26 protein-coding genes are annotated in these 26,522 nt (G+C 64.5%); 15 read left to right on the forward strand and 11 right to left on the reverse strand.

All coding sequences use genetic code 11. The features are described 5' to 3' along the window. Positions 1–42: 42 nt before the first annotated feature. On the forward strand, positions 43–1,758 hold the full coding sequence (locus tag QCE58_RS23095; RefSeq protein ID WP_250521459.1) for an IlvD/Edd family dehydratase: 1,716 nt from the start codon (positions 43–45) through the stop codon (positions 1,756–1,758). A 13-nt stretch (positions 1,759–1,771) separates the two neighbouring features. Next, the gene (locus QCE58_RS23100) at positions 1,772–2,692 is read left to right on the forward strand and encodes a dihydrodipicolinate synthase family protein (protein WP_250521458.1); all 921 of its coding nucleotides are present in this window, start codon (positions 1,772–1,774) and stop codon (positions 2,690–2,692) included. A 1-nt stretch (position 2,693) separates the two neighbouring features. Here the strand turns inward: QCE58_RS23100 and QCE58_RS23105 are convergent, their stop codons facing one another. Together QCE58_RS23105 and QCE58_RS23110 are read right to left on the reverse strand one after the other, a co-directional pair. Further along, a complete protein-coding gene (locus QCE58_RS23105) occupies positions 2,694–3,680 on the reverse strand; it encodes a helix-turn-helix domain-containing GNAT family N-acetyltransferase (RefSeq protein ID WP_175982358.1) in 987 nt (328 codons plus the stop codon). Positions 3,681–4,031: 351 nt separating this feature from the next. Continuing rightward, positions 4,032–4,421, reverse strand: a complete 390-nt coding sequence (locus QCE58_RS23110) for a hypothetical protein (RefSeq protein WP_250521457.1) — start codon at positions 4,419–4,421, stop codon at positions 4,032–4,034. A gap of 198 nt (positions 4,422–4,619) precedes the next feature. On the opposite strand from QCE58_RS23110, the gene QCE58_RS23115 reads away from it, so the two are divergent. The 4 genes from QCE58_RS23115 to QCE58_RS23130 all read left to right on the forward strand — a co-directional run bounded on the left by QCE58_RS23115 (position 4,620) and on the right by QCE58_RS23130 (position 8,069). After that, positions 4,620–5,282 (forward strand): response regulator, encoded by a 663-nt coding sequence (locus QCE58_RS23115; RefSeq protein ID WP_008354227.1) that lies wholly within the window; start codon positions 4,620–4,622, stop codon positions 5,280–5,282. Further along, positions 5,279–6,658 (forward strand): ATP-binding protein, encoded by a 1,380-nt coding sequence (locus tag QCE58_RS23120; RefSeq protein ID WP_250521456.1) that lies wholly within the window; start codon positions 5,279–5,281, stop codon positions 6,656–6,658. The genes QCE58_RS23115 and QCE58_RS23120 overlap by 4 nt, the downstream gene beginning before the upstream one ends. A 78-nt stretch (positions 6,659–6,736) precedes the next feature. Continuing rightward, positions 6,737–6,961 carry a hypothetical protein gene (locus QCE58_RS23125; RefSeq protein ID WP_239295342.1) on the forward strand — a complete coding sequence of 75 codons (225 nt, stop codon included), beginning with the start codon at positions 6,737–6,739 and terminating at the stop codon, positions 6,959–6,961. A 61-nt stretch (positions 6,962–7,022) separates the two neighbouring features. Next, positions 7,023–8,069, forward strand: a complete 1,047-nt coding sequence (locus tag QCE58_RS23130) for a Gfo/Idh/MocA family protein (protein WP_250440832.1) — start codon at positions 7,023–7,025, stop codon at positions 8,067–8,069. A 21-nt stretch (positions 8,070–8,090) separates the two neighbouring features. Here the strand turns inward: QCE58_RS23130 and QCE58_RS23135 are convergent, their stop codons facing one another. Continuing rightward, a complete protein-coding gene (locus QCE58_RS23135; RefSeq protein WP_250521455.1) occupies positions 8,091–8,945 on the reverse strand; it encodes a class I SAM-dependent methyltransferase in 855 nt (284 codons plus the stop codon). A gap of 153 nt (positions 8,946–9,098) precedes the next feature. Here QCE58_RS23135 and QCE58_RS23140 point away from each other — a divergent pair, with 153 nt between their 5' ends. Beyond that, positions 9,099–10,112: an AraC family transcriptional regulator gene (locus tag QCE58_RS23140; RefSeq protein ID WP_250436292.1), complete on the forward strand. Its 1,014-nt coding sequence runs from the start codon at positions 9,099–9,101 to the stop codon at positions 10,110–10,112. 36 nt (positions 10,113–10,148) lie between these two features. Further along, complete coding sequence (locus tag QCE58_RS23145) at positions 10,149–11,033, forward strand: bifunctional helix-turn-helix transcriptional regulator/GNAT family N-acetyltransferase (RefSeq protein WP_250521454.1); 885 nt, start codon at positions 10,149–10,151, stop codon at positions 11,031–11,033. Here the strand turns inward: QCE58_RS23145 and QCE58_RS23150 are convergent. After that, positions 10,984–11,943 (reverse strand): LysR family transcriptional regulator, encoded by a 960-nt coding sequence (locus QCE58_RS23150; protein ID WP_250440831.1) that lies wholly within the window; start codon positions 11,941–11,943, stop codon positions 10,984–10,986. The two genes, QCE58_RS23145 and QCE58_RS23150, sit on opposite strands and share 50 nt — an antisense overlap. Positions 11,944–12,042: 99 nt before the next feature. Then, positions 12,043–13,452 (reverse strand): MFS transporter, encoded by a 1,410-nt coding sequence (locus QCE58_RS23155; protein WP_008354237.1) that lies wholly within the window; start codon positions 13,450–13,452, stop codon positions 12,043–12,045. Between the two features lie 267 nt (positions 13,453–13,719). Here QCE58_RS23155 and QCE58_RS23160 point away from each other — a divergent pair, with 267 nt between their 5' ends. Continuing rightward, positions 13,720–14,487 carry an IclR family transcriptional regulator C-terminal domain-containing protein gene (locus QCE58_RS23160; RefSeq protein ID WP_008354238.1) on the forward strand — a complete coding sequence of 256 codons (768 nt, stop codon included), beginning with the start codon at positions 13,720–13,722 and terminating at the stop codon, positions 14,485–14,487. A 236-nt stretch (positions 14,488–14,723) separates the two neighbouring features. Beyond that, positions 14,724–14,867 carry a hypothetical protein gene (locus QCE58_RS23165; RefSeq protein ID WP_250503186.1) on the forward strand — a complete coding sequence of 48 codons (144 nt, stop codon included), beginning with the start codon at positions 14,724–14,726 and terminating at the stop codon, positions 14,865–14,867. Positions 14,868–14,878: 11 nt separating this feature from the next. On the opposite strand, the gene QCE58_RS23170 is transcribed toward QCE58_RS23165, so the two are convergent. After that, positions 14,879–15,550: a hypothetical protein gene (locus tag QCE58_RS23170; protein WP_008354239.1), complete on the reverse strand. Its 672-nt coding sequence runs from the start codon at positions 15,548–15,550 to the stop codon at positions 14,879–14,881. Continuing rightward, positions 15,550–16,032, reverse strand: a complete 483-nt coding sequence (locus QCE58_RS23175; RefSeq protein ID WP_008354240.1) for a glycoside hydrolase family 108 protein — start codon at positions 16,030–16,032, stop codon at positions 15,550–15,552. The genes QCE58_RS23170 and QCE58_RS23175 overlap by 1 nt, the downstream gene beginning before the upstream one ends. A gap of 401 nt (positions 16,033–16,433) precedes the next feature. Between QCE58_RS23175 and QCE58_RS23180 the strand changes: the two genes are divergently transcribed. The 3 genes from QCE58_RS23180 to QCE58_RS23190 are packed head-to-tail and all read left to right on the forward strand — an operon-like array spanning position 16,434 to position 19,012. Continuing rightward, a complete protein-coding gene (locus tag QCE58_RS23180) occupies positions 16,434–16,820 on the forward strand; it encodes a TerB family tellurite resistance protein (RefSeq protein ID WP_008354241.1) in 387 nt (128 codons plus the stop codon). 30 nt (positions 16,821–16,850) lie between these two features. Continuing rightward, positions 16,851–17,438, forward strand: coding sequence for a universal stress protein (locus QCE58_RS23185; protein WP_250521453.1), 588 nt, complete (start codon positions 16,851–16,853; stop codon positions 17,436–17,438). Next, positions 17,396–19,012 carry an alkaline phosphatase gene (locus QCE58_RS23190; RefSeq protein ID WP_008354243.1) on the forward strand — a complete coding sequence of 539 codons (1,617 nt, stop codon included), beginning with the start codon at positions 17,396–17,398 and terminating at the stop codon, positions 19,010–19,012. The genes QCE58_RS23185 and QCE58_RS23190 overlap by 43 nt, the downstream gene beginning before the upstream one ends. Before the next feature lie 7 nt (positions 19,013–19,019). Here the strand turns inward: QCE58_RS23190 and wrbA are convergent, their stop codons facing one another. Beyond that, on the reverse strand, positions 19,020–19,622 hold the full coding sequence (gene wrbA / locus QCE58_RS23195; RefSeq protein ID WP_250440829.1) for an NAD(P)H:quinone oxidoreductase: 603 nt from the start codon (positions 19,620–19,622) through the stop codon (positions 19,020–19,022). 159 nt (positions 19,623–19,781) lie between these two features. Between wrbA and QCE58_RS23200 the strand changes: the two genes are divergently transcribed. Together QCE58_RS23200 and QCE58_RS23205 are read left to right on the forward strand one after the other, a co-directional pair. Further along, positions 19,782–20,420, forward strand: coding sequence for a LysE family translocator (locus QCE58_RS23200; RefSeq protein ID WP_250436275.1), 639 nt, complete (start codon positions 19,782–19,784; stop codon positions 20,418–20,420). A gap of 88 nt (positions 20,421–20,508) precedes the next feature. Continuing rightward, positions 20,509–21,795, forward strand: a complete 1,287-nt coding sequence (locus QCE58_RS23205; RefSeq protein WP_175982347.1) for an FUSC family protein — start codon at positions 20,509–20,511, stop codon at positions 21,793–21,795. 1 nt (position 21,796) lies between these two features. Here QCE58_RS23205 and zwf read toward each other — a convergent pair whose 3' ends face one another. The 3 genes from zwf to QCE58_RS23220 all read right to left on the reverse strand — a co-directional run bounded on the left by zwf (position 21,797) and on the right by QCE58_RS23220 (position 26,500). After that, a complete protein-coding gene (gene zwf, locus QCE58_RS23210; RefSeq protein ID WP_033535836.1) occupies positions 21,797–23,272 on the reverse strand; it encodes a glucose-6-phosphate dehydrogenase in 1,476 nt (491 codons plus the stop codon). Positions 23,273–23,446: 174 nt separating this feature from the next. Further along, the gene (locus QCE58_RS23215) at positions 23,447–24,346 is read right to left on the reverse strand and encodes a LysR family transcriptional regulator (RefSeq protein ID WP_008354248.1); all 900 of its coding nucleotides are present in this window, start codon (positions 24,344–24,346) and stop codon (positions 23,447–23,449) included. Between the two features lie 69 nt (positions 24,347–24,415). Continuing rightward, positions 24,416–26,500 carry a pyridoxamine 5'-phosphate oxidase family protein gene (locus QCE58_RS23220; protein ID WP_250521452.1) on the reverse strand — a complete coding sequence of 695 codons (2,085 nt, stop codon included), beginning with the start codon at positions 26,498–26,500 and terminating at the stop codon, positions 24,416–24,418. Between the last annotated feature and the right edge of the window lie 22 nt (positions 26,501–26,522).

Below are 26,522 nucleotides of genomic sequence, written 5' to 3' on the forward strand. Positions count from 1 at the left end.
TGGATCCCACACTATGAAGAAAGCGCGATAAAGGGGACTTCCATGCGCAAGAAGCTACGCTCGCAAAGCTGGTTCGGCGGCAACGATAAAGACGCGTTCATCCATCGTTCGTGGATGAAGAACCAGGGCATACCTCACGATCAGTTCGATGGCCGGCCGGTCATCGGCATCTGCAATACATGGTCGGAACTCACGCCGTGCAACGCGCATTTTCGCGAGCTCGCGGAATACGTGAAGCGCGGCGTGCGCGAGGCAGGCGGCTTTCCGCTGGAGTTTCCGGTGATGTCTCTCGGCGAATCGAATCTGCGGCCAACAGCCATGTTGTTCCGCAATCTCGCGTCGATGGACGTCGAAGAATCCATACGCGGCAATCCGATCGATGGCGTCATTCTGCTCGTCGGCTGCGACAAGACCACGCCCGCCTTGCTGATGGGCGCGGCGTCGTGCAATCTGCCCGCGCTCGCGGTGTCGGGCGGACCGATGTTGAACGGCCGCTTTCGCGGCGGCACCATCGGCTCGGGCACGGGCGTCTGGCAGATGTCGGAGGAAGTGCGCGCGGGCACGATGACGCAGGAAGAATTCGTCGAAGCCGAATCGTGCATGAACCGGTCGCGCGGCCATTGCATGACGATGGGCACCGCATCCACGATGGCCTCGATGGTCGAATCGCTCGGCATGGGCTTGCCGCACAATGCCGCGATTCCCGCCGTCGATGCGCGCCGTCAGGTGCTCGCGCACCTGGCCGGCCGACGCATCGTCGATATGGTCAAGGACGATCTCACGATGGACAAGATCCTCACGCGCGAAGCCTTCGAGAACGCGATTCGCACGAACGCGGCGATCGGCGGATCGACGAATGCGGTCGTGCATCTGATCGCCTTGGCGAAGCGTATCGGCGTGGAGCTCACGCTCGAAGACTGGGAACTCGGCAGCAAGGTGCCTTGCCTCGTGAATCTGCAGCCATCGGGCGAGTATCTGATGGAAGACTTCTATTACGCGGGCGGCTTGCCCGCGGTGTTGCGTCAGCTCGGCGAGCAAGGCTTGCTGCATCGCGATGCGCTCACGGTGAACGGCCGCACGATTTGGGACAACGTCAGCGACGCGCAGAACTACGACGAGAAGGTCATCACGCGGTTCGAGAAGCCATTCAAGCCGCACGCGGGCATCGCGGTGCTGAAGGGCAATCTCGCACCGAACGGCGCGGTCATCAAGCCATCGGCGGCGACGCAATCGTTGCTGAAGCATCGCGGGCGCGCGGTCGTATTCGAAAACGTCGAAGAGTTGCACGCGAAGGTCGACGACGATTCGCTCGATATCGACGAGCACTGCATCATGGTCCTGAAGGGCGCGGGGCCGAAGGGTTACCCCGGCTTCGCGGAAGTCGGCAACATGCCGCTGCCGAAAAAGGTGCTGCAAAAAGGCATCACCGATATGGTCCGCATCTCCGATGGCCGCATGAGCGGCACCGCCTACGGCGCGGTCGTGCTGCATGTGTCGCCGGAAGCGGCGGCGGGCGGTCCGCTCGCGCTCGTGCAGACCGGCGACATGATCGAACTGGACGTCGAAGCGCGGCGTCTGCATCTCGAAGTATCGGACGAAGAACTGGCGAAGCGCCGCGCCGCATGGCAGGCGCCCGAATTGCCGAAGCGCGGTTATTACCGCTTGTATGTCGAGCATGTCTTGCAGGCGGATCAGGGCGCGGACCTGGACTTTCTCGTCGGTTCGAGCGGCGCGCCCGTGCCGCGCGATTCGCATTGAGCGGAGGCAATCGATGACGAACCTGCAAACGCCGCCGCCCGGCATGTGGCCGGTGCTGTACGCCTATTTCGATGCGCTGAACCGCCTCGACCACGACGCCACGCGCAAGCAGATCGACGCGACCCTCGCGGCGGGCGCGCCGGCGATCGTCACGCTCGGTCTCGCGACGGAAGTGCATCACCTGTCGGAAGACGAGAAGCGCACGATGATCGACGTATGCGCCGCGCATATCGCCGGTCGCGTGCCGCTCGCGGTCACGATCACCGGCGACAGCGTCGATGCACAAGTCGCGCTCGCAAGCCATGCGCTCGAACGCGGCGCGTCGTGGTTGATCCTTCAACCGCCGTCCAAACGCGGCGAGCCGGAAGCGTTCTACTACGACTTCTTCGCGTCGGTGCTCGAACGGACCGGCGCGAATGCGGGCATTCAGAACGCGCCGGAATATCTGGGCGTGGGTTTGTCGGCGGAATCGATTGCCGCGCTCGCTGCCGAGCGGCCGAACTTCCGTTTGCTGAAGGGCGAGGGCCCGGCTGTGACGATCCGCGCGACCATCGAACGATTGCGCGCGCTCGAACAGACGCTCGCGGTGTTCAACGGGCGCGGTGGCCAGGAACTCGTGGACAACTTGCGTGCGGGCTGCGATGGCCTGATCGTCGCGCCCGACGCGTTCGATCGTCAGGCCGCCATTTACGACGCGTTCGCCGAAGGCCGCGAGGACGATGCCGAATCGCTGTATGCGGAGACGCTGCCGGAAATCGTCTTCGTGATGCAGTCCCTGGAAACGCTCACCTGTTACGGCAAGCGCATCGCGGCGTGGCGCATGGGCTTCGACGTGCAGCACGATCGCGGCGCGCGTCCGACGCCGTTCGGCATCGAATGCGCGCGCCGTTTCGCGCAACGACTAGGGCCGACATCGCGCGTCTTGCGCCGATGAATCAGCGCGCCGCGTGCCGCGTGAAGCGCTGCTCGATCACGGATGTGCCCCATTGCGTGCCTTCGGCTTCATCGCTCAACGTGAATCCGAACGATTCGTACAAGTGGCGCGCGGCGTCCAGGCTCTTGAAGGTCCAGAGATACGTTTCGTCGTAGTGCGCGTCGACGAAGCTCATCGCGCGCGCCATCAATTGCCTGCCTATGCCGCTGCCCCGCAACGAATCGTCGACGATGAACCAGCGCAGATGCGCGACGCGCGTGGTGAGATCGCCATCGATCGCGAGCGAGCCGAGCGTGCGCTCGCCTTCCATCACGAGCCACAACGCGCGGCCTTCGACCGGCAGACTTTCCGCGAATGCGGCCAATTCCGTCGCGACCCTGCGCTCGAAGAACACGCCGAAGCCCGCGTGATGCGCGTAGAAACGCGCGTGCAGGCTCGCCACATCGCCGATGCAGCCGGGCCGGTATCCCTCCACGATGCGCGCGCTTTCCGTATGCGCGGCATGCGGCGTCCTGTGATCGATCTTGTGTTCGTGACCGTGGGCGAGCGCATCGGCGTAGAGCGCGAGCGAGCGCACGAGCGTCTGCTGATCTTCGGGCACCATGCGGCGCAGCGCGTCGGAAACCTGATCGGTCGCGAACTTGTCGATCTTTCTGCGCAGCTTCTGTCCGTTCGCCGTGAGATACAGCTCGGACGAACGCGCGTCTTCGCTCGATGTCTGCCGCGTGACAAGCCCCGCCGCTTCGAGCCGCGCGATCTGCCGGCTGGCGTTGGATTTGTCGAGCCGCAGAATTTGCGCGATGTCGCGCGCCTGAATGCCGGGCGTCGCCCCGATCTCGATGATCGCGTGAACCGCCGAAGGCGCGAGTCCGCTGTCGGCCAGCGTGTTGCGCATGAAGCCCAGTTCGCGCACGAGCTTGCGCGAGAATTCGCGCAGTTCGAGGATGGTTTTGTCGCGCGATTGAACGGGTGTGTCGATGAAGTCCATGTCCTCTCCATCGGTTGCGAGGCGCAACCAAATGCCTCTAATTTAGTTGCGATCTGCAACTTTCGCAAGAAAAATCGCGCTCCCGAAAAGCCTCACCTTTAGCCGCGATCGCGCGCCAATTCGCTCGCGCGCCGCGGTTCCGCCACGCGCAGCAACACGATTGCGATGCCGCCCCACGCGAACTCGCGCACGCGCCGCGCACGATACAGACGGGGATGCTTAGGTAAGCGAACGAATGGACATTGAAATGCGAGCGAAAGCAATGTGTAGTGCGAGACGCGGTAAATATTCGCGGACAAAAAAAACCCGGCTCATGAGCCGGGTCGAAGGAGGTCGGGCGCGATTCCGAGGTCACGCCCGACCGCGTGGCACTCTGCTGGACGCCGCTGCGTGGGAACACGCGTGCGCGGCGCTCGACCGTGAGCCGTCGGGATGAAGCTCCACATGGAGCTGCACGAGCCAGGCGCCGGGACAGGTTCCGTCGATGACGAATCTGTCGCTGGTCCAGGCGATGCGCCTTGCGGCTCTGGCCGCATCGAATTCGAGCTTGGCGATGCGTCGCACGATGAAGACGATGCCTGCCGCGCTCCCGAGCGTCGCGAGACGCATCGTCGTGGTTTCGAGCGCATGCACATGGCCCGTGCAACCGCAGACCGCGAGCCACGCCGCATCCGATGCCGCGACGCACAATGCGATCAGCACGGCGTTCGCACGCAGGGAAACGACAGTGGACGCTCGCATCGGCATCTCCGGGGCCGCACGGCCGCGAATCGGCGCGCTCGACGTATAGTGCGTGGACAAACCTTATGCGATGCTTAAGCCGCCGGCGCCGCAAGGCGTTATCGGGGACATAATGTGCGGCTGCGCGCAAAGCTTAAGTGGCGCTTAAGCATGCAAGCCGGACAATCGGCGGCGACCTGTTGAGCCTGGAGAAAGTGCATGCGCCTGTTATTGGTGGAGGACGACGAGATGATCGCGGAGACCGTGCTCGCCGCGTTGCGCCGCGCTGGTTACACGGTGGATTGGGCGCAGGACGGACGGGCCGCGGAGCTGTCGCTTGGCAACGGCGTGTACGACCTCGTGCTGCTGGACCTGAACCTGCCCAAGCGCGACGGCCTCGACGTGCTCGCCACGTATCGCAAGAACGGCGGCGACGCGCCCGTGATGATCCTGACGGCGCGCGATGCCGTCGATGACCGCATCCGCGGCCTCGACGCCGGCGCGGACGACTATCTGATGAAGCCCTTCGATCTCGACGAGCTCGCGGCTCGCGTCCGCGCATTGTTGAGACGCCGCACCGGACACAAGCATCCGGTGTACTCGCACGGCGAGCTGACGCTCAATCCGGCCGCGCACGAGGCGACCAAGGGCGGCGTCGCGCTCAATCTCGTGCCGCGCGAGTTCGCGCTGCTGCAGGCGCTGATCGAAGAGCCGTCGCGCGTATTTCGCCGCCCCGAGCTCGAAGAAAAACTGTACGGCTGGGGCGAGGAAGTGGGCAGCAACGCGATCGAAGTCCACGTTCACAGCTTGCGGCGCAAGATCGGCGCGGATGAGATCGTGACGGTGCGCGGCGTCGGCTATCGATTGAAGAGGATCGGATGACAACGATCCGCCGATGGCTGCTCGGCTGGCTCATCTGCAGCCTTGGTATCGCGTGCCTGATTGCGGGCGTCGGCATATTCGACGCCGCGCGCCTCGAAGCCGGCGAACTCTTCGACTACGAACTGCGCACCGTCGCGCTCTCGCTGCCGCATAACATCACCGCCGACGACGTTGCAGAGGGCCGCAATCCCGAACTGCACGGCATCGCGGACGACCGGCTCGTCATCGACATTTGGGATCGGACGGGCCGCCTCATCTATCACTCGCCGCGCGAGCCCGCGTTGCCGCGTTTCGGCGACGGTTTCGAATCGGCGGAGCGGGAAGGGTATCGCTGGCGCGCGTTCGGCGTCGCGCAGCCGGATCGCTTCGTGCAGGTCGCGCAGCCTTATTTCATCCGCGACGATCTCGCCATGGCGCTCGCATTGCGCACGATTTGGCCGCTCGCATTGCTGATTCCGGTGATCGTCGTGATCGTGCTTCTCGTCGTCGCGCGCGGGCTTTCGCCGGTGCGCTGGCTGTCGCGATCGCTCGTCGCGCGCTCGCCGGAATCGCTCGAGCCCGTCGTCTTCCACAAGCCGATGCCCGACGAGCTGCGTCCTCTCGTCGATGCGTTGAATGGCCTGCTCGCGCGTCTCTCGGAGGCATCGCAGGCGCAGCGCACGTTCGTCGCCGATGCCGCGCACGAACTGCGCACGCCGCTCACCGCGCTCAAGCTGCAAATCCAGGGCGCAATCGGCGATGGCTCGCTTCAGGTCGATGCCGCGACGCTCGCGAAGATCGACGGCCGGTTGAATCGCCTCATCCATCTCGCGCAGCAGCTACTCAGCATGGCGCGCGAAGACGCCGCGCGCGAAGCGGCCATCGCGCCGATGAGCCTGCGCACGCTCTGCGAACTCCGCGTGAGCGATTTCTCGTTGCTGGCCGAAGCACGATCGATCGACCTCGGCCTGGAACTCGAACATGCGCTGGACGATCACGATCCGTTCACGATCATGGGCGAAACGCACGCGCTCGCCGTCCTCGTGAACAACCTGCTCGATAACGCGATCCGTCACACGCCGCACGGTGGGCGCGTCGACGTGACCTTGCGGCGCCAAGCGGATGGCATCGCGCTCACCGTGCTGGACTCCGGTCCCGGCATTCCGCCGGACGAGATCGATCGCGTATGCGACCGCTTTTATCGTTGCGTCGGGACGTCGGGACACGGCAGCGGGCTCGGTCTCGCGATCGCGCTGCGCGTCGCGCAACGGCATCACGCGACGCTCGACGTCAGGAACCGCGATGACGCGAGCGGTCTGATCGTCGCGGTGCGCGGCTTGTGTCCGGTTGCGTCGGCGGCGCGCGCGAAGGATGTCGTCAGCGGAATGCATGCCTGAATGAAACCGCAAGAAGCGGGGCGTCGTGCGCTCGCCGCGCGGCGAAGCTGCTCGTTTCATCTTTCATGGCGGTCTGTCATGAAGACACTCGTTCTTCTATGCGCTTGTCTCGCGTGGACCGGCGCCGCGCTTGCAACGGACGCAGCGGAAGCGCCCGTTGCGGCTTCGTCCGCCGCACCGGAACCGAAGACCTTGAAGGAACGTCTCGGCGACAAGGCCAGCGACGATCAACGCGTGGACAATTGCCACGTCCCGGCGGACCGGCGCGGCACGAAAGTTCGTCCCGACAAGTGCATGCCTTGAAGCACGCGATTGTGTTACCTTTGACGTGATGAACCATTTGGTACAAATTCAGGAGCCCGCCTTGTCATCCACTCAAGCATCGTCCGTCCTGCGCCTCGGCATTCTCGGTGGCGCGAACATCGCCAGACAATTCACGCGTGACGTGAGACCGAGCGAGCGCGTGCGCGTCGTCGCGGTCGCGAGCCGCAGCGACGAGAATGCGCAAGCCTTCGCGCAAGCAAACGGCATCGAAAAATGGTTCGGCAGCTACGACGCGCTGCTTGCGAGCCCGGACATCGACGCGGTTTACGTTCCGCTGCCGAACAGCCTGCATGCCGAATGGGCGATCAAGGCCGCGGATCACGGCAAGCACATCCTGTGCGAGAAGCCGCTCGCGCTGGATCGCGACGAAGCCGCGCGCATGTTCGAGGCCGCCGATCGCAACGGCGTGCTGCTGCTCGAAGCGTTCCCATACTATTTCCAGCCGCAGACCGCGACGATGATGGCGCTAATCGGCGAAGGCGCGATCGGCGACGTGCGCGCGATTCAGGCGAACTTCGGCTTCACCGTCGGCAATCCCGGCGCAAACATCCGCATGAAGCCCGAGCTCGGCGGCGGCGCGCTGCTCGATGCGGGGAGTTATCCGCTGAGCCTCATTCGTCTCGTGATGGGCAGCGCGCCGCAACGCGTCGATGCAATCGCGACATGGGCCGACAGCAACGTCGACATCAGCCTCATGGCGACGCTCATCTACGCCGATGGCCGCCGCGCGCAAGTCTCGTGCTCGATGGATGCGGCGAATCATCGGCACGCGACGATCATCGGCACGCAGGGCACGATCGACACCGAATATCTGAATCACACGAGCGCGCAGACGGCGGGCGATCAATACGGCTATCTGCCGAGCCAAATGCGCGTGCGTCGCGGCATTCCGAATTCGGTGCCGTTCGAGACGGTCGAGTCGGACACCGGAAGCGGCTTCTTCTTCGCGGCGGAAAGCTTCGCGCGCATGGTCGCAACGCACGATGCCGCCGCCATCGAGTACTACGCGCAAGTGAGTCTCGACAATGCCGCGACGCTCGCCGCGATCATCGCAAGCGCGCGCAGCGGCAAGCCCGTCACGCTGTGATTCGCGCGCGAGCGCATCTCGTCAACGCCTGACGATCACCACTTCCATGTATTCGCTCGGCACGACGAGCGAAGACGGTCCCGCAACATTGCAGCGTTCGAGCAGGCCGCCGATCTCGCGTTCGAGATCGGCCTGCTTCGCTGCATCGAGCGCCGCGAACGCGCGATGCACGGGCCCGTAGAAATCGCGGAACACCTGTATCCAGTGCGCCGGCGATTCATAGCGCATGTTGAAGTACTTGCGTACGCAACGAATATCGGCTGCCTCGGCGCCGAAGAGCGCGACGAGATGCGGCTCGGTGCCCCAAAGCGCGGGCGATTGCAGCCTCGCGGGCGGCGGCACGTAAGCGCCGATGATCTTGAACAACTGGCCGATGAAACCCTCGGGCGTCCAGTTCGCCATGCCGATGCGTCCGCCGCTTTTCGCCACGCGCAGCATTTCGCTCGCCGAGCGCCTGTGATCCGGCGTGAACATCGCGCCGAATGTCGACAGCACCACATCGAAGCTGCCGTCGTCGAAGGGCAGGTTCTCGGCATCGGCGACCTCGAAGTCGATCGCGAGTCCTTCGGCTTGCGCGCGCGCACGGCCTTTTTCGAGCAGCGCCGGAACGTAATCGGTCGACGTCACGCGGGCAAAACGTCGCGCGGCGGCGAGCGTCGCATTGCCGTTGCCGGCGGCCATATCGAGCACGCGCTCGCCGGCGCGCACATCGATCGATTCGGCAAGCATCTCGCCGACGATCTGCAACGTCGTGCCGATCACCGCGAAGTCGCCACTCGCCCAGGTGGCTTGCTGGCGGGCCTTGATCGCGGCGAAATCGGGTTGCTGTGATTTGGCCGGCTCGTCGCAGACCGCGGATGTATTCAACGCATGCATGGTTCGTTCTCCAGTTCCGGATGATGTGTCGAGCGTCGCCCTGATAGCGGGCAGATGCAGTATCCCGTTACCATCGCTTCGACGCCTGTCCGCAAGTCGCCGCGAATTGTCCGTTCGTCCGCTTTGCGATGCTTACGATCACCGGGAGACGCCATGAGTCTCGACATCCTGTCCGACGTGCTGCGCACCGTGCGCTTGCGCGGCGCGCTGTTCTTTCACGTGAGCGGCAATCGAAGCTGGGCGGCCGAAGCGCCGCCCGCGCGCGACATCGCGAGCATCGTCATGCCGGATTGCGAGCATGTGATGGAGTATCACGTCGTGACGCACGGCAACTGCTGGGGCGCGCTCGTCGGCGAAGCGCCGGTGCGTCTTGCGAGCGGCGACATCATCGTGTTTCCGCACGGCGACGCGCATGTGATTTCGAGCGCGCCGGGCATTCGCGCCGAAGCGGATATCGATCCGTTCTCGATGAAGATCGATCAGCTGCCCTTCACGCTGACCTACGACGCGGTCGAGGCGCGCAACAATCGACGCCCCGACGACGCGTATGAAACGATGCTCGTATGCGGCTTTCTCGGCTGCGATCTGCGTCCGTTCAATCCGCTGATCGCGACGTTGCCGCGCCTCTTGCATCTGAAGGAATCGGGCGCGCAGGGCTGGATTAATCACTTCATGCAGCAGGCCGTCGTCGAATCGCGTCACAAGCGGCCGGGCGGCGAAGCGATGCTCGAACGCATGAGCGAGATGATGTTCGTCGATGCCGTGCGCCGTTACGTCGATGTACTGCCCGATGAAAGCCGCGGCTGGCTCGCGGGCCTGCGCGACCGATTCGTCGGGCGCGCGCTCGCCGTCATGCACGATGCGCCCGCGCACGAGTGGACCGTCGAAGAACTGGGCGAGCGCGTGGGCCTCTCGCGTTCGGCGTTGCACGAGCGCTTCAGCGAGATCATCGGCTTGCCGCCGATGCAGTACCTCGTCAACTGGCGCATGCAGGTCGCGGCCGGACTGCTGCGCAACACGAACGCGACGATCGCAGCGGTCGCGCAGGACGTCGGCTATGCATCCGAAGCGGCGTTCATTCGTGCGTTCAAGCGCCTCGTCGGCAAGCCGCCCGCGACGTGGCGCCGGGAGAAAACGCGCGTGGAAGCCGAGACCCAAGCACATTGATTGACGCCGGGCGATTCTCTGACTAGAGTCAGAGATATGAACCCGACCGACATCAGCCAGATTCGCAGCTTCAATCGCACCGTTGCCGAGGGCATCGGTGCGCTCAACGAGCTTTTTCTCGGGCGCGGCCGTCCGATGGGCGAATCACGGCTCATCTGGGAAATCGGTGCGCAGGGCGTCGATCTTCGCGTGTTGCGCGAGCGTCTCGGTCTCGATTCGGGTTACGTGAGCCGCACGCTCGCCGCGCTGCAGCGACAAGGTCTCGTCGCGGTCGAGTCTCGTCCCGATGACCGCCGCGTGCGCCGCGCGAGCCTCACCGATGCGGGCTGCGCCGAACGTGAAGAACTCGAAAGGTTATCGGACGCGGTCGCGGGGGGCATGCTCGCGCCGTTGAACGATGCGCAGCGCAAGCGGCTGATCGCGGCGATGGCCGAAGTCGAGCGCTTGCTGCAACCTTCGCTGATGCGCTTCGCGATCGAAGACCCGACGAGCGAGGATGCGCAATGGTGCATCGACCAATACTTCGCGGAGTTGAACGCGCGCTTCGAAGCGGGCTTCGATCCGTCCGTCAGCCTGTCCGCCGATGCGCGCGAATTGACGGCGCCGCAGGGCGCGCTGATCGTTGCGAGGCTGCGCGGCGCGGCGATAGGCTGCGTCGCGCTCAAGTTCCACGGCGCGTCGCCGGCCGAGTTGAAGCGCATGTGGGTGAGCGCCGGCGCACGCGGACTCGGCGTCGGACGTCGGCTGCTCGAAGAGGCCGAACGGCTCGCGTCGCAGAACGGAGCGAAAGCCGTGCGTCTGGAGACGAACAAGGCGCTCGGGGAAGCGATCGGCCTGTATCGGCGATCCGGCTATGTCGAGGTCGCGCCGTTCAGCGACGAGGCTTACGCGCATCACTGGTTCGAGAAGAGTTTGCGTTGACGCCTCCCGTCAGCGCGATGACGAGATCGAGAAACGCGCGCGTCTTCGCCGGCGGATGATGCCGCGACGGATAAAACGCATACAGCGGAAAGCGCTCGTCGGGCCAGTCGGGGAAGAGGTCGATGAGCTTGGCATCGGCGATCAGATGTTCGTGACCCAGCAGCAGAATCTGCGCGACGCCATAGCCTGAGAGCAGCGTGCTCAGCATCGTGCCGGGATCGTTGAGCGTGAGACGGCCGTGCGTTTCCACCGTGATGCGCTTCTTCTTGCGATGAAACTCCCACGCGAACGGCCGTCCCGTTTCGGGATCGCGAAACTCGATGCACGTATGCGTGCCGTCTGCGAGCGCCTGCGGGGTAGCGGGCGTGCCGCATCGCTTGATATACGACGGCGCGGCGACGGTCCGCACCGGCGTATCGAGCAGCTTGCGCGCGACGAGACTCGAATCGCGCGGCTCGCCGAAGCGCACGGCGAGATCGAAACCATCCGCGATCATGTCGCCGAGACGGTCGCTCGTGATGAGTTCGAGTTGCAGATCGGCATGCGCCTTCAGAAACGCGTCGAGCTTCGGGCCGAGCAGAAGCCGCGAGAAGATCGGATCGACGTTCACGCGCAAGCGGCCGCGCACCGCCGTCGCGCCTTCGGATGCCGTGGCCGCCGCTTCCTCCAGTCCCGCGAGATGCGGCATGACGTGCTCGAAGAAGCGCCGGCCATCGTCGGTGAGCGAAACGCTGCGCGTCGTGCGATCGAAAAGACGAATCTTCAGACGCGCTTCGAGACGCGCGATCGCGCGGCTCACGCCGGGCTGCGACATGCCGAGCCGATCGCTCGCCGCGGCGAACGTGCCTGCATCGACGATCGCAGCGAACACGCTGATGCCGTTGAGGATGCGTTCGTTGAAGCCGGCCATTCATGCCTCCGCGTCATGGATGAGAAGGCATTCATGTTATCGCGTCACGCAAAAAAACGGGCCCCGAAGGGCCCGGAAGATCACTCCAACACGGTCAACTCATGCGTGGTGCGCTTTCGCGACCTTGTCCACGGAGATCGAATCGGCGCGCAGGCGCTCGTATTCCTGCTGGCTCATCGGCACGGCGTCCTTCTTGCCGAGATCGCTCAGGCGGATGCGATACGTCTCACGCGCCGAGTAAGCCGCGATCGCCGCGATGATCGTCACGCCGAACGCAATGGCGCCGACCGTCAGCGGAATGTTGTCCGACCCCGGCGGCGCAACGGCCGCGAAGAGTGCGGGCAACAGCGCGGTGATCGTCGTGCCGATGTTCTGCGAGATCGCCATCGCCGAAACGCGCGAACGGGTCGGGAAGAGTTCCGGATAGAAGCTCGGGAAGATCGCGTTATAGCCTTGATACACGACACCCCACATCAGCAGCGACATCAGGAACGCGAGCGGCACGCTATGGATGCTGATCGCGTAGAGATACGCGAAGGCCAGCAGACCGGAGATGAGCGAGCCGCCGATCATCATCGGGCGACGGCCGATCTTGTCCGACAGATTGCCGACGAACGGAATCACCAGCACCGCTACGATGTTGCCGACGACCGGAATCCACAGATACACGCTCTTGTGGAAGCCGATGCCGTAGGAAGACTGCACCGCATACGCCGCACCGAAGATCGTCGCGACCACGGGAATCACGTTCATCAGCGCCATGCAGACGACGCGGATCATGTCGGGCGTGCTGTTGGCGAACGCTTCCTTGATCGGCGACTTCGGCACACCGCCATGCGATTCCTCGGACGTGAACGCGGGCGTTTCATGCACTTCCTTACGGATGATGTAGCCCGCGACCAGCACGAAGGCCGACAGCAGGAACGGCACACGCCAGCCCCACGAGTTGAACATGTCTTCCGGCATGAACGTGGCGAGCGGCAGGAAAACGGCGGCCGCGAGAATCTGGCCGGCCTGCACGCCTTGCAGCGTGAAGCTCGCGTAGTAGCCGCGTCGGCCGAACGGCGCGTGCTCGAGAATCATCGAGCTTGCACCGGAGATTTCACCGGCCACCGCGAAGCCTTGAAGCAGGCGCAACACGACGAGCAGCGCGGGCGCGGCCATGCCGATCTGGTGATACGTCGGCAGCAGGCCGACAGCCATCGTCGAGATACCCATCAGGAACATGCAGACGAGCAGCACGTTCTTGCGGCCGTGCGTATCGCCCAGATGACCGAGCACGAATGCGCCGATGGGACGCGCCACGTAGCCGACGCCGTAGGTCGCGAGCGACGCGATGATCGCCACCTTCGGATTGCCCGACGGGAAGAACAACTGCGGGAAAATGAGTGCAGCAGCCTGGGCGTAAATGAAGAAGTCGTAATACTCCAGCGCCGAGCCGATCCAGCCGCTCGCGGTCGCTTTTTTCGCCTGGCGGCCGCCGTGCGCGTCTTCCTTAGGGCTAGCCATAGAGATGTCTCCGAACAATGGGTTTATGGAGTTGAGCCTGGAATCTGGCCGAGCGGCGGAGCGTTTTGGTTTGTCGCAATACGCGCGCTCTGAAAGTGATTGGAGAATAAAAGCGCAACCCCTTTCGATCAACGATTTATGATAAATTTTGCGCGATTATCGCACGCGCGTGTCCGATAATCGATCACTTTGGGGGTTAGCACTAGCAATTGACTTTGATGGAGCGCCGAAACATCGGCCCATCCATAACTAAACAAGCATGCAAGCATGACTAAACCGGAACTCGACAAGCGCGACTGGATCGCCGGACTGGAGAAGGGACTGGCGATCCTCGAAGCCTTCGACGATCAGCACGCGCGCATGACGCCGACGCAAGCCGCGGCGCGCACCGGCCTCACGCGCACGGCGGCGCGGCGTTATCTGCTGACGCTTGCGCATCTCGGTTACGTGCAGACCGACGGCAAGCTCTTCAATCTCACGCCGCGCGTGCTGCGCATGGGCTGGTCGTATTTCGAGTCGGCGCGGCTGCCGCGCATCGTGCAGCCTTATCTGCAGCAATTGAGCGCGCTGATTCACGAGTCGGTGTATGTCAGCGTGCTCGATGACTGGGACCTCGTGATCATCGCGCGCAATGGTTCGACGCGCGTGATGACGACCGGCTTCGTGCTCGGCGCGCGCGTGCCGGCCGCGCTGATGTCGGGCGGCATCGCAATGCTCGCGTATATGGACGAGGCATCGGTGCGCGGCTGGCTCGAAGCGACCGAGTTCAAGCCCTTCACGCCGCTCACGATCACGAACAAGGAAAAGCTATACGAGAAGATCAGGCAGGCGCGCGTGGATGGCTACGTCGCGATCGAGCAGCAATTGCAGATGGGCGTGCGCGGCATCGCGGTGCCGATGAAGAACCGGCACGGCGAAGTGGTCGCGGCGTTGTCGGCGAACATGCCGATCGGAAAGGAAACCGCCGAGGCAGCGCTTGCCCGCGTGCTGCCGCCGTTGCAGGAGACGGCGTTGTCGATGTTGAACGTGATCTGACCGCGGCGAGATCGCGCAAAGGTGAGGATTTTCGGGAATGCGTGTCGAACGGCGCTCGCAGCCCTTGTTTAAAGGTAATTTCTGAATCGCCGATGACGCAAAGGTGAGCGTTTTCGGGATCAGACCGCATCATCCTCACTTTTACCTAATTCCCCAGCTCCACATTCCCCCCACGGTTGCAGCGACCAGCGTTCGCAACGCCAAGCGGATATCGACACAAGGAAAGGGGAATCGACATGACTCAGTTCGACGCGAAACGGCTTCTCAGTCTGTCGGCAGCAACGGTCGCCACCGCGCTTTCACTCGGAGTCGGCTCAGCGCCGGTTTATGCGCAGACATCGCCGATCAACATGCGCGTTGCACGACCAACTGAGCTCTGACACGATGACGCTCACGACGCGCCCGTGAAGATCGGGCCTTGCCCGCCCGGCACGAATGCGCGATGCGCGCTATCGCCGTTCGCGCCCGACGCGGGCGCCGGATCGCGCAACGTCACCGCCGTTTCGGGCGTGATCGGCACGCTCGGTTGCGCGAGCAGTTCGGTCTTGCGCATCGAGCCCGCCGACGTCCCGAAGTAATACCCGATGATGCTGATCCACGCGGTCCCGAGCGCGCCGACCACGACGTTCACGAGATCGCGATTCGCCTCGGGCAACGCGCGCAACGCCATCAGCAGCAGAATGCCGAAGAAGCCGCCGGTCACGGCCATCGCGAGGAACTTGGGCACCCAGTCCCTGTTCGCGATGCCCATTGCGCGCGCATCGGCGCGGTCGCCCGCCGAGATGCGCGCCATGTCCGCTTCGAACGACAGACGCGCCTGCGCCGCCGCCACCACGAGTTGTTGCAACTGCAACGAGTTCGCGTTTTCGGCCTGGCTGATCTTGTCGAGCGCGGCGGGATCGTTGAGCGCGGTCGCGACGATATCCGGATCGTTAGGCGTCCCGAGCGCATGGGAGATGATCGCGGCCGCCGTGCTGACGCCAAGCCCGACGGGCCCGCCGATGAGACCCGCGAGAAGAGGCGCCTTCGCGCCGATGGTTGCCGCCACTTTCGACCAGTCCATCATGCTGCTCCCAAAAGAAGATTCGTCGCCATGCGCTCGGTCCAGCCGCGGCTGAACGTCGGCCATGCATGCAGGCCCTTCAGATAACGCAATCGATACGCAATGAAGCGCAGGACGAAGCGCATCGGATCGGCGGCTTTCACGGCATCGACGGTATCGGGGCCGAACTTGCCGTCTTCCTTTGCGCCCGATGCCTTCTGCATCCACAGCACGACGAGCCCGCCGTTGTAGTTGGCATCGAAGATCTGGAACGCGACGCGCGGATCGAATTCGTCGAGATGCAGCGGGTCCCAGTACTTCTGCTTCGCGATGCGCTTCGCGAGATCGAGCGGCAAGTCCTTCATCGCGCCCGCATAGCCATAGCCGCGTGCGACGCGCGCCGTCACGCCCCACATCGTTTCGCCGCCCGGGTCGGCCGGATGGAATGAGTAGCCGCCTTCGCTGCCGATCAGCGCTTCGAAGGCGTCGTCGAAGCTGTTCATGTCGATCTCCTTGGCGCCTGCGCGTGCCGCCGGAACCATCGTCGCGGCGCCGGAAGAAACGGGCCGGCGCGCGAGGCGTCGGCCCGGTCGCGTCAAACAGTGGCAGGCAGTCATGACGCGACGGCAGGCCTTATGCATCCGCCATGCCAGTCGGTGCATCGCGCGCGCGAAAGCCTTGTGTGGCAAGGCGCACAGAACGGGAGTAGCAGGCGCGCGGAGATGCGAACTGTCGTGCCAAGGCCAACGCTTTTTCGGCGCCGCTGTGCGGCTCGCGCAGACATCGCACGCTCATTCGACGCTCATTGTCCGCGCCTACGATGCAAGGCATCCGGGCGGCGCGGTCCTGATCGAAACCATCGCACTGCCTTTCATTGACGACGTTTCATCGAAGGAGAAATGCCATGCGCCACTATCCATCGGACAGTCCTCGCGCGGCCGCGCGCATCGTCGTGATGTCGCTGATCGCGGACGGGCATATCGGCAGTGCGGAAATCGAAGCGCTCGAACGGCGCGGCTTCTATGCGCGGCTCGGGCTTCATGCGGGCGAGTTGCACGACGTCGTGCGCGAGGTTTGCGAGGATCTCACGCGATGCTCGTATCTCACATGGGACGACGTGTGCCGCGTCGACCCGCATGTCGTGCATCAGCTCGCGCAGGACGTATCCGACGAGCGCGTGCGACGCGATGTGCTCACGCTGTGTGAATCGGCGGTGGTCGCGGATGGCGTCATGAGTTGCACGGAAGCCGCCGTGATCGATGCCGTGAAGCGCGCGTGGCGCATGCACTGAACCGCGCGAAACTCAACCGGAGACGACATCATGCAACAACACGTTCTCGTCGCAGTGGGACCGGATGGCAGCCATGCAGCGCTTGCGCTCGGCATCGCGCGGGCCCGCGAATGCAACGCGCGCCTCACGGCGCTTCATGTCGTGGACCGCGCGCCGTTCTGGGCGATATCGTCCGCGCAATACGACTTCGGCGCGGCGCTCGCGCAGGTCGACGAACTCGCGCGCGAAGTCGAGAAGCGCACGCTTCAGGCGATACGCGCATCGAGCATCAACGGCATGTGCGTGACGGTGGACCTGCGGGGCGGCACGACGCTCGCGCGCACGATCGCGCAGGCGGCGCGCGAGTTCGACGCGGATCTCATCGTGATAGGCCGCACGAAAGCCACGCACTGGCGTTTCTGGGAAGAACGCGTGGCCGATGCCGTGAGCCGCCACAGCAATCGCCGCGTGCTGATCGCATCGAACCGCGCGGGTAATGAAGCGAGCGTTGAAACAAAAGCGACACCGTTACGCTTTACCATCGTCGATTCGACGCAGCGCACAACCCCATCATTCAGTTCGAGAGGAAGCTCGCCATGCCGGATCGCATCATCAAACCGTCCCGACGCACCTTGCTGAAGGGCCTCGTTTCCGGCACGGGCCTCGCCCTGACAGGCGCGGGTCTCGCCGATGCCCTCGCGCAAGGCGTCGCGCCCGCCGTCGTCACCGCCGACAAGTTGCGTCCGCAACTACCCAGCGGCGTGATGAGCGGCGACGTCACCGCGACGAGCGGCATCGTCTGGAGCCGCACGGACCGGCCCGCGCGCATGATCGTCGAGTATTCGACGAGCGAAAGCTTCAGGACGATTCAACGGCGCATCGGACCGGCCGCGCTCGAAAGCAGCGGTTTCACGGCGCGCGTCGATCTGACCGGCCTGCCGCCCGGCGCCGATGTGTTCTATCGCGTGCGCTTCGCCGATCTCGTCGATGGCAAAGCCTACAGCGAGCCGGTGACGGGACGTCTGCGCACGGCATCGATCGAAGCGGAGAAGCCGATCTGCTTCGTATTTTCCGGCGATGAAGCGGGGCAGGGCTGGGGCATCAACGAGCGCTTCGGCGGCTATCGCATCTATGAAGCGATGCGTCGCGAAGCGCCGGATTTCTTCATCCATCAGGGCGATCAGATCTATGCGGACAGCGTGATCGAACCGGAAGTGAAACTGCCCGACGGCACGATGTGGACGAACATCGTGACCGAAGGGAAGTCGCATGTCGCGCAGACGCTCGACGACTATCGCGCGGCGTTCGCCTATAACCAGCTCGATAAAAACAAGCGCCGCTTCGCAGCCGAAGTGCCGTTCCTCGTGCAATGGGACGATCACGAAGTGCGCAACAACTGGTATCCGGGACAAGTGATCGGCGAAGCGGAGAAGCGTTATCAGACGCGTTCGATCAACCTGCTCGAAGCGCGCGCGAAGCAGGCGATGTTCGAGTACAACCCGTATCGCATCAATCAGCTCGATCCGGAACAGGTGTATCGCGGCTTTCAGTTCGGGCCGCTGCTCGATGTGTTCATGCTCGACGAGCGTTCGTATCGCGGCGCGAACTCGCCGAACACGCAAACGCGTCTCGACGCGGATTCGGCATTTCTCGGCTCGCAGCAGACCGCGTGGCTGAAGGCATCGCTCAAGGCATCGCGCGCGACGTGGAAGGTGATTGCGAGCGACATGCCGATCTCGCTCGTCGTGCCCGATGCGAACCCCGATGTGCCCAAAGGCACCTTCGAGGCATGGGCCAACGCGGACAACGGCGCGCCGTCCGGCCGCGAACTGGAGCTTGCCGACATCCTGCGCTTCATTAAGCAGGAAGACATCAGGAACGTCGTGTGGATTACGGCGGACGTGCACTACGCGCAGGCGACGCACTACGATCCGTCGCGCGCGAAGTTCACGGAGTTCAAGCCGTTCTGGGAATTCGTCGGCGGGCCGATCAACGCGGGCACGTTCGGCCCGAACGATCTCGACATGACGTTCGGTCCCGAACTGCGCTATGTCAGCGTGCCGAAGGACAATCCGCAGAACCGTTCGCCCGCGGCCATGCAGCAGTTCTATGGCCGCGCGAAGATCGATCCCGCGAGCCGCGCGCTGACGGTCTCGCTGCACGACCTCAACGGCAAGTCGCTGTACGAAGTGAAGCTCGACGTCGAGGCGTGAGCGTCGCTTAAGCGGCGAGCTTCGCGGCCAGCTCGGCGACGTGCTTGCCCTGATAACGCGCGATATCGAGTTCGTTCTGCGATGGCTGACGGCTGCCGTCGGACGAAGCGAGCGTCGTCGCGCCGTAGGGCGTGCCGCCGGACACCTCGCTCATGTTCGTGAGTCCCGCGCACGCATACGGCACGCCGACGATCACCATGCCGTGATGCAGCAGCGTCGTATGGAACGATGTGATCGTGGTTTCCTGTCCGCCGTGTTGCGAAGCCGTCGATGAAAACACGCTGCCGATCTTGCCGACGAGCGCGCCTTTCACCCAGAGCCCGCCCGTCTGATCGAGAAACGTGCGCATCTGGCCGGCCATGTTGCCGAAGCGCGTCGGCGTGCCGAAGATGATCGCGTCGTAGCCGGCGAGTTCGTCGACGGTCGCGACCGGCGCCTGCTGATCGAGCTTCACGCCGATCTTCGCGGCCTGATCGGCGGGAATCGTTTCGGGCACGCGTTTGAGCGTGACTTCCGTGCCCGCGACGCCGCGCGCGCCTTCGGCTATCGCTTGCGCCATCGTTTCTACGTGGCCGTACATCGAATAATAGAGAACCAGTACTTTCGCCATGATGTGTCCTTGTGAGAGGGGCTTGTGCGCATTCAAAGATAGCACCGGCGAGTGCGTGCGCAAGGAACTGGCCTGCCCGCAAAAATGCGAAGCGTTCATGGACGCGCGCGTCTGCCTTCGACGACACTGCCCGAAACCCGAACCGGAGACGCACACTCCATGAACGGCCACGCCTTGCTCAGCGCGAATCTGCTCATCGCTTATTCGGCGTATTTCGTCGGCACCGCGAGTCCCGGGCCGAGCAATCTCGCGATCATGTCGATCGCGAGCACGTCCGGGCGGCGCGCGGCCTTCGCGTTCGCGGCGGGCGTGATGTCCGGCTCCTTCTTCTGGGCGATGCTCGCCGCGCTCGGCCTCTCCGCCGCGCTGACGGCGTACTCGGGCTTTCTCGTCGGCGTGAAGATCTGCGGCGGGCTGTATCTGTTGTGGCTCGCGTTCAAGTCGGGACGCGCGGCGTTGAAGCCGCCGCTGCGCGCTTCGTCGGCGGATGCGCAAGGGCAGAGCGCGCGCAGGCTTTACGCGCGCGGCGCACTTCTGCATCTCACGAATCCGAAAGCGATTCTCGTGTGGATGTCCGTGGCGGCGCTCGGATCGTCGGCGGGGGAAGGGCCGGGACACATGCTCGTCGTCGTCGCGGGGTGCCTCTGCATCGGCGTATGCGTGTTCGGCGGCTATGCCGCGCTCTTCTCGATGGCCTCCGCGCGGCGCATGTACAAACGCATCCAGCGCGGCCTCGATGCATGTCTCGCGCTCGTGTTCGGCGCGGCGGGCCTGCGTCTGCTCACTTCGCACGTGTAGCGGATTTGCCGCACTTTCGCGGTTCGGCTTTGCATCCGGACGATCGGCGGCTACGCTCAAGCCAGACGTCCGAACAATCGCGAGAACGATGCCGACCGACGATTCTTCCCGAAGCGCCCGCCCGATCCCGCACGAAACCGCCGCAGCCGCGTTCGTCCACATCGTCCGCGACGCCTTCGCCGCGCTCGGGCGCGAACTCGTCGCGATCAGGCCGACGCCCGCCCGTGCGCTCTTCGCCACGCAGGCGATGCTTTCCGTCGGACTTGCCGTCGCGCTCGCCTACGCTTTCCATTTGAGCAACATCTGGTGGGCCGCGATCAGCGGCTTCGCGGTGATGCAGTCGAAATTCTCGGCGTGCGCGCAACGCGGCGTGCATCGCGTGGTCGGGACGATCGCCGGCGCGCTGATCGGCGCGGTCGCCGGGCCGATCATCGGCGACGTGCCGTGGCTCTTCGTGCCGCTGCTCGGGGCGATCGTCGGCATGTCGGTGTATCGGGCGCTCGTTTCCGATGCGGGCTACGCGTGGGTGCTCGGCGGCGTGACCTCGCTCATGGTCACGTTCGAGGCGCATCGGCTCGAATCCGCGGCGGCGACGGCCTCGTTTGCGCTCTTGCGCGTCGCCGAAGTGATGGTCGGGACGGCCGCGTGCGTGGCCGTGTCGGCGCTTGTGCATGCGGGCGTGCAGCACTATCGCAAGTCGCGCGGCGCGCCGCCGGTGCCGCGCGCGCAGGCGGCATCCACCGTGGATCGCGTCGATGGCGTCAACGCGCAAACCGTCACCGTCATTCCTTCCGATGCCGCCCGCGCCGTGCAGGCGCTCGACGCGACGCACCTCGCGCGCGCCGAGCAGACCGCGCTCGCGATGCGCAAGCGGCTCGCGTGGCAAGGCGCATGGTCGGTGATGATCCTCGCGGCGATCGCGTATGCGTGGAATCTGCCCGGCTTCGCGCAGGCGATGGTGACGGCGGTTGCCGTGCTGATCTTGCCGACATCGGCGCTCGGCAAGCCGACGCGAAAGCCGATCGCCGAGCGCATGATTCAGCGTTTCATCGGCTGTCTGCTGGCGGGCGCGGCGAGTCTCGCGCTGTTGCCGCTACTCGGCGACAACGCGTTCGCCTGCATGATCGCGCTATGCGTGGGCGTGTGGATCGGCTGTCATGTGCAGACGGGCACGCAGGGCGCGAGCTATGTCGGACGGCAGTTCAGCATCGCGTTCATCATGGTGTTCGTGCAGGACCACCATTGGTCGTCGGACCCGATGCCCGCGCTGATGCGGCTCGAAGGCATTCTCGCGGGCATCGTGGTGTTGTCCGCGGTGATGGCCGCGGGCGCGGCGTGGGCCTCGAAACGGGGGCCGCACGCCGCGATGCGGTGAATCAGGCTTCTTCCGCCCAGGCGAGATTCTCGCGCGCCATCAACGCGCTCGAAGCGGCCGGGCCGAACGTTCCCGCCGTATAACCGCGCGGACGGTCGCCGAGTTCCTTCCAGCCGTTGAGAATCGGCTCCACCCAGGTCCATGCGGCTTCCAGTTCGTCGCGCCGCATGAAGTGCGTGAGGCGGCCGCGAATCACGTCGATGAGCAAGCGCTCGTACGCTTCCGCGCGCCGCTGCGTCATGGCCTGCTGCAGGTCGAGATTGAGCGTGACGGGCTGCATGTGCATGCCGCTGCCGGGTTCCTTCGCCATCATCTGGAGCTGGATCGATTCTTCCGGCTGCAGCGTGATCGTCAGGCGGTTGCCGTAATGACGCGGGCCTTCGGGGATGATCGAGAACGGCAGGTCCGCGAAGTCGATGACGATCTCCGAGCGGCGATTCTGCATGCGCTTGCCCGTGCGCAGGAAGAACGGCACGTTGGCCCAGCGCCAGTTGTTGATATGCGCGCGCAGCGCCACGAAGGTTTCCGCGCGGCTGTCGGCGGGCACGTTCTGCTCTTCGAGATAACCCTTCACCGCCTCGCCGCCGACCGCGCCCGCCGTGTACTGGCCCCGCACGGTGTCGCGTGCGATATCGGCGACGGTCATCGGCCGCAGCGACTTCAGCACCTTCAGCTTTTCGTCGCGCACGGCGTCCGGATCGAGCGAGACGGGCGGCTCCATCGCGACAATGCAAAGCAGTTGCAGCAAGTGGTTCTGCACCATGTCGCGCAATGCGCCGGTGTGATCGTAGAAGCCCGCGCGGCTGCCGACGCCCACCGTCTCCGACACCGTGATCTGCACGCTCTTGATGTACGGCGCCTGCCACAGCGGGCCGAAGATCGCGTTGCCGAAGCGCAGCACCATCAGGTTCTGCACGGTTTCCTTGCCGAGATAATGGTCGATGCGATAGATCTGCTCTTCCTTGAAGTGCTTGCCGACCGCATCGTTGATCGCGCGCGCCGATGCGAGATCGTGGCCGAGCGGCTTTTCAAGCACGACGCGGGCGTTTTCGTCGAGAATGCCGGCGTTATCGAGGTTGGTGCAGATCGTCACGAACAGTTCCGGCGACGTCGACAGATACAGCACGCGCTGCGAGCCAGGACGCACGGCCTGTGCGAGACGCTCGAAATCGCCGGGATTCTCGACGTCGATGCGCACGTAATCGAAGAGCGCGAGAAATTTGTCCCACGACTGGGCATCGAAAACCTTGGAATCGATGAAAGGGCGCGCCTGCTCTTCCATGAAATTCTTGAGGTAATCCTCGCGCGTCCAGTCCTTGCGGCCGATGGCGAGAATGCGCGTGTCCGCGGGCAGGTTGCAGTGCGTGTGCGCCATGTAGAGCGCCGGCAGCAGCTTGCGCGCCGCCAGGTCTCCGCCGCCGCCGAAGATGATCATGTCGAGCGGGCGTTCATTCACGGGAGAAGTTGGATTCGTCATGGTGCGTGAGCCGGTAAGGGTTCAGATAAGCCGAAAGCGCGGCGATCGAAGCGATCGTTCGAGACAGCTATGTTGCATGTTTTGCCGGCATTTTGCACGGCAGTCGTGCTAACGGCCGTTCGATTCGGCGAGCGATGGACGATTTGTCACCGAAGACGTGTTTGTTTAACGCGCTCAGCGCAACGATTCGTTCGCGCGCAGCGTCGTCACGGCGAGGTCGAGAAATGCGCGGACTTTCTGCGTGACGTGACGCCCTTCGCGATGCACGAGATGGATCGGCAGGGGCGGCGTCTCGAACTCCGGCAGCACGATTGCGAGACGCCCGTCGGCAACGTGTTGCGCGATCTGATACGACAGGAGCCGCGCGATGCCGAAATCCGCGAGCGCGGCGGCGATGGCCGAGTCGTTGGTGGTCGTCGTCAGGCGAGGATGCGAGCGCACGAGAAACTGCCGCTCGCCGTCGGAGAGACGCCATTCCGGGGGCGTCGACGAACCCGTCGACGCAATCACGACATGCTCCGCGAGATCGTCCGGATGACGTGGCGTGCCGTGCTTCGCGAGATAAGCGGGCGAGGCGCACAGCACGCGCCGCACGCGCCCGACGTTGATCGCCTGCAACGACGAGTCCGGCAATTGCGCGATCCGCACCGCCACGTCGATGCCTTCATCGACGAGATTCACCACGCGATCGACGAACCAGCAGCTTGCGTCCGCTTCGGGATAACGGCCCAGATAATCGAGGACGATCGGCGTGACGTGCAGGCGGCCGAACATCACCGGCGCGGTGATCGAAAGCAGTCCGCGCGGCGAGGAATGCGTGCCGGTCGCGGAAAGTTCGGCGTTATCGATTTCGCCGAGAATGCGGCGGCAGTCCTCGAAATAGCCGCTGCCGGCGTCGGTGAGACGCACGACGCGTGTGGTGCGCGTGAGCAGGCGCACGCCGAGATGTTCTTCGAGTTCCGTCACGACGCGGCTCACGACCGACGGCGACACGTCGAGCTTGCGCGCCGCCGATGCGAAGCCGCCGGTTTCGACCACCGTGACGAAGGTCGTCATTGCCTGTAAACGGTCCATGGGAAAGCACGAGACATGCAGGCTTGAGATGCCGTGCATTCTCACGGATATGCGCGCGGGGCACAATCGTTACAGATCGAGTTCGAGCGTGTCTCCTTCGGCGGCGGGCATCGCGCAGCAGATCAGCGCTTCGTCATCGCCGACATGAAACGCCGGCTCGCTTTCATACGACACCGCGCCTTTCGCGATGCGCGTCCGGCATGTGCCGCAAGTGCCGCCGCGGCAGTTGAACTCGGGCGACAGACCGCTCGCTTCGGCGAGTTCCAGCAAGGTGCCGCTGCCCGGCTGCCATTGCGCGCTCGCGCCCGACTTCAGGAATTCGATCTTCACGGGCTCGGTCGCGGCGGGACGCATCGGCTTGACGTCGGCGCCGCGATCCGCCGTGCGCTTGAGCGCCGATGGACCGAACGCTTCCGCATGCACGCGCGCATCGGCGACATTGAGCGCGCGCAGGCCATCGTAGATCGACTGCATGAACGCGCCCGGCCCGCACAGATAGAAGTCGTAGTCGTTGAAGGGCAGACGGCTAGTCAGCAGATCGATGTCGATGCGCCCGGACACGTCGTAATCGCGGTCCATTTGCGCGCCGTTCGTGTCGCTGAGCACGCGGATCACGGTCACCGCGCCGCCCGCGCTCTGCGCGAGCGCATCGATTTCGCGCGAGAACGCGCGGCTCGCGAGCGAATGCGCCGACACGATCATCCACACCGGCCGCACGCGGCGCTTCCTCAAGCCCTCGTAGACGATATGCCGCAACATCGCGAGCATCGGCGTGATGCCGACGCCCGCCGCCATCAGCACGGCGGGACGCTGCTCGAACGGATCGATCGTGAAGTCTCCGGCGGGCGCGCGCGCCTCGATGACGTCGCCCGCTTTCAGCGTGTCGTGCAGATGTGCCGACACGCGCCCGTCGCGCTTCACGCTGATGCGATACACGCCGTCCGACGGCGCGACCGACAGCGTGTACGTGCGAATCTGCGGTTTCGCCTCGCCCGGCAGCGTCACGCGGATCGGCAGATGCTGACCGGCCTTGTGCGGAACGATGCCCGCGCCATCGGCGGGTTCGAGATGGAACGAGCGGATCGCATCGCTCTCATCGACGATTCTGCTCACGCGAAACGCGCGCCACACGTTCGCGAGCGTGGCCGCCTTCAGGCGCTCGGCCACTTGCGTCCAGTCGCCGGTCATCAGCGAATTGGGCGATGCGCCGTCGCTGCGCGCTTTCCATCGCAAGGGCAGCGCCTCGGCGCGATACACGATGCGGCGCGGCGTGAAGCGCCACAGCCGTTCCGCGCCCTGAAATGCGGCGGTTTCGGGCGAGTCGAGCAGCACTTCCGCGTCGCCCGCGAGCTGCAGCATGTCGCCGGTTCCGAAGTCCGCGAACACGAGTCCCGCGCGAGCGTTCACGAGAATGTTGCCGAGCGTGTTGAAGAAGAGATTGCCGGCGAAATCGGGAATCGTGAGCGAGCCGTCGTCCGACAGACGCACGAAACCCGGTTTGCCGCCGCGATGCGACACGTCCACTTGCCGATGCCCGTCCTCGCGATCGAAATACGACGCGACGAAGAACGTATCCGCGCCCGCGATCATCGCTTTTGCGCGCGGCGAAAGGGCGTCGGATTCGAGCGGCTCGACCGGCGACGGCAAGGAAGGATCGCGCACGAACTCGAAATCGCGCAACTGGATGTACTGCGGGCAATTGCCGAAGCTCTGTTCGACGGCCACGTCGAACGCGAGGTTCGCGCCATCGCGATGAATCACGCCGTTCATCCGATTGCGGCGGCGCGTGTGCATTTCGATGCCGAGCAGGCCGATCGACGCGCCATCGTGCATGCCGGCGTCGGCGGGATCGAGCGGATCGCGGGCGGGGCTCATCGACAGCGTTTTGGCATCGGTCGCGTGCATGAAGCCGGGATGCCCGGCGAGCAGCGTCGCCCACGGATCGCCGCGTTCATCGACGGAACCGGCCACGATGAACGGCAGTTGCCCGAAGAACTGGCGATGCTGATCCGGCATGTAATCGCGCACGACGCGCCGGCCGACGCCGTCCATGCGCTCGTCGACGCCGAAAGCCTTCTGAATGGCGAGTTCGCCGCGATGCCACGGCGAGGGCGTGGCGACCCCTTTGACATTGCCAAGCGCGGAAGCGGACATGATCGTATGCCTCTTCGATTCG

The organism is Caballeronia sp. LZ028 (genome assembly GCF_031451415.1).
Classification (GTDB): domain Bacteria; phylum Pseudomonadota; class Gammaproteobacteria; order Burkholderiales; family Burkholderiaceae; genus Caballeronia; species Caballeronia zhejiangensis.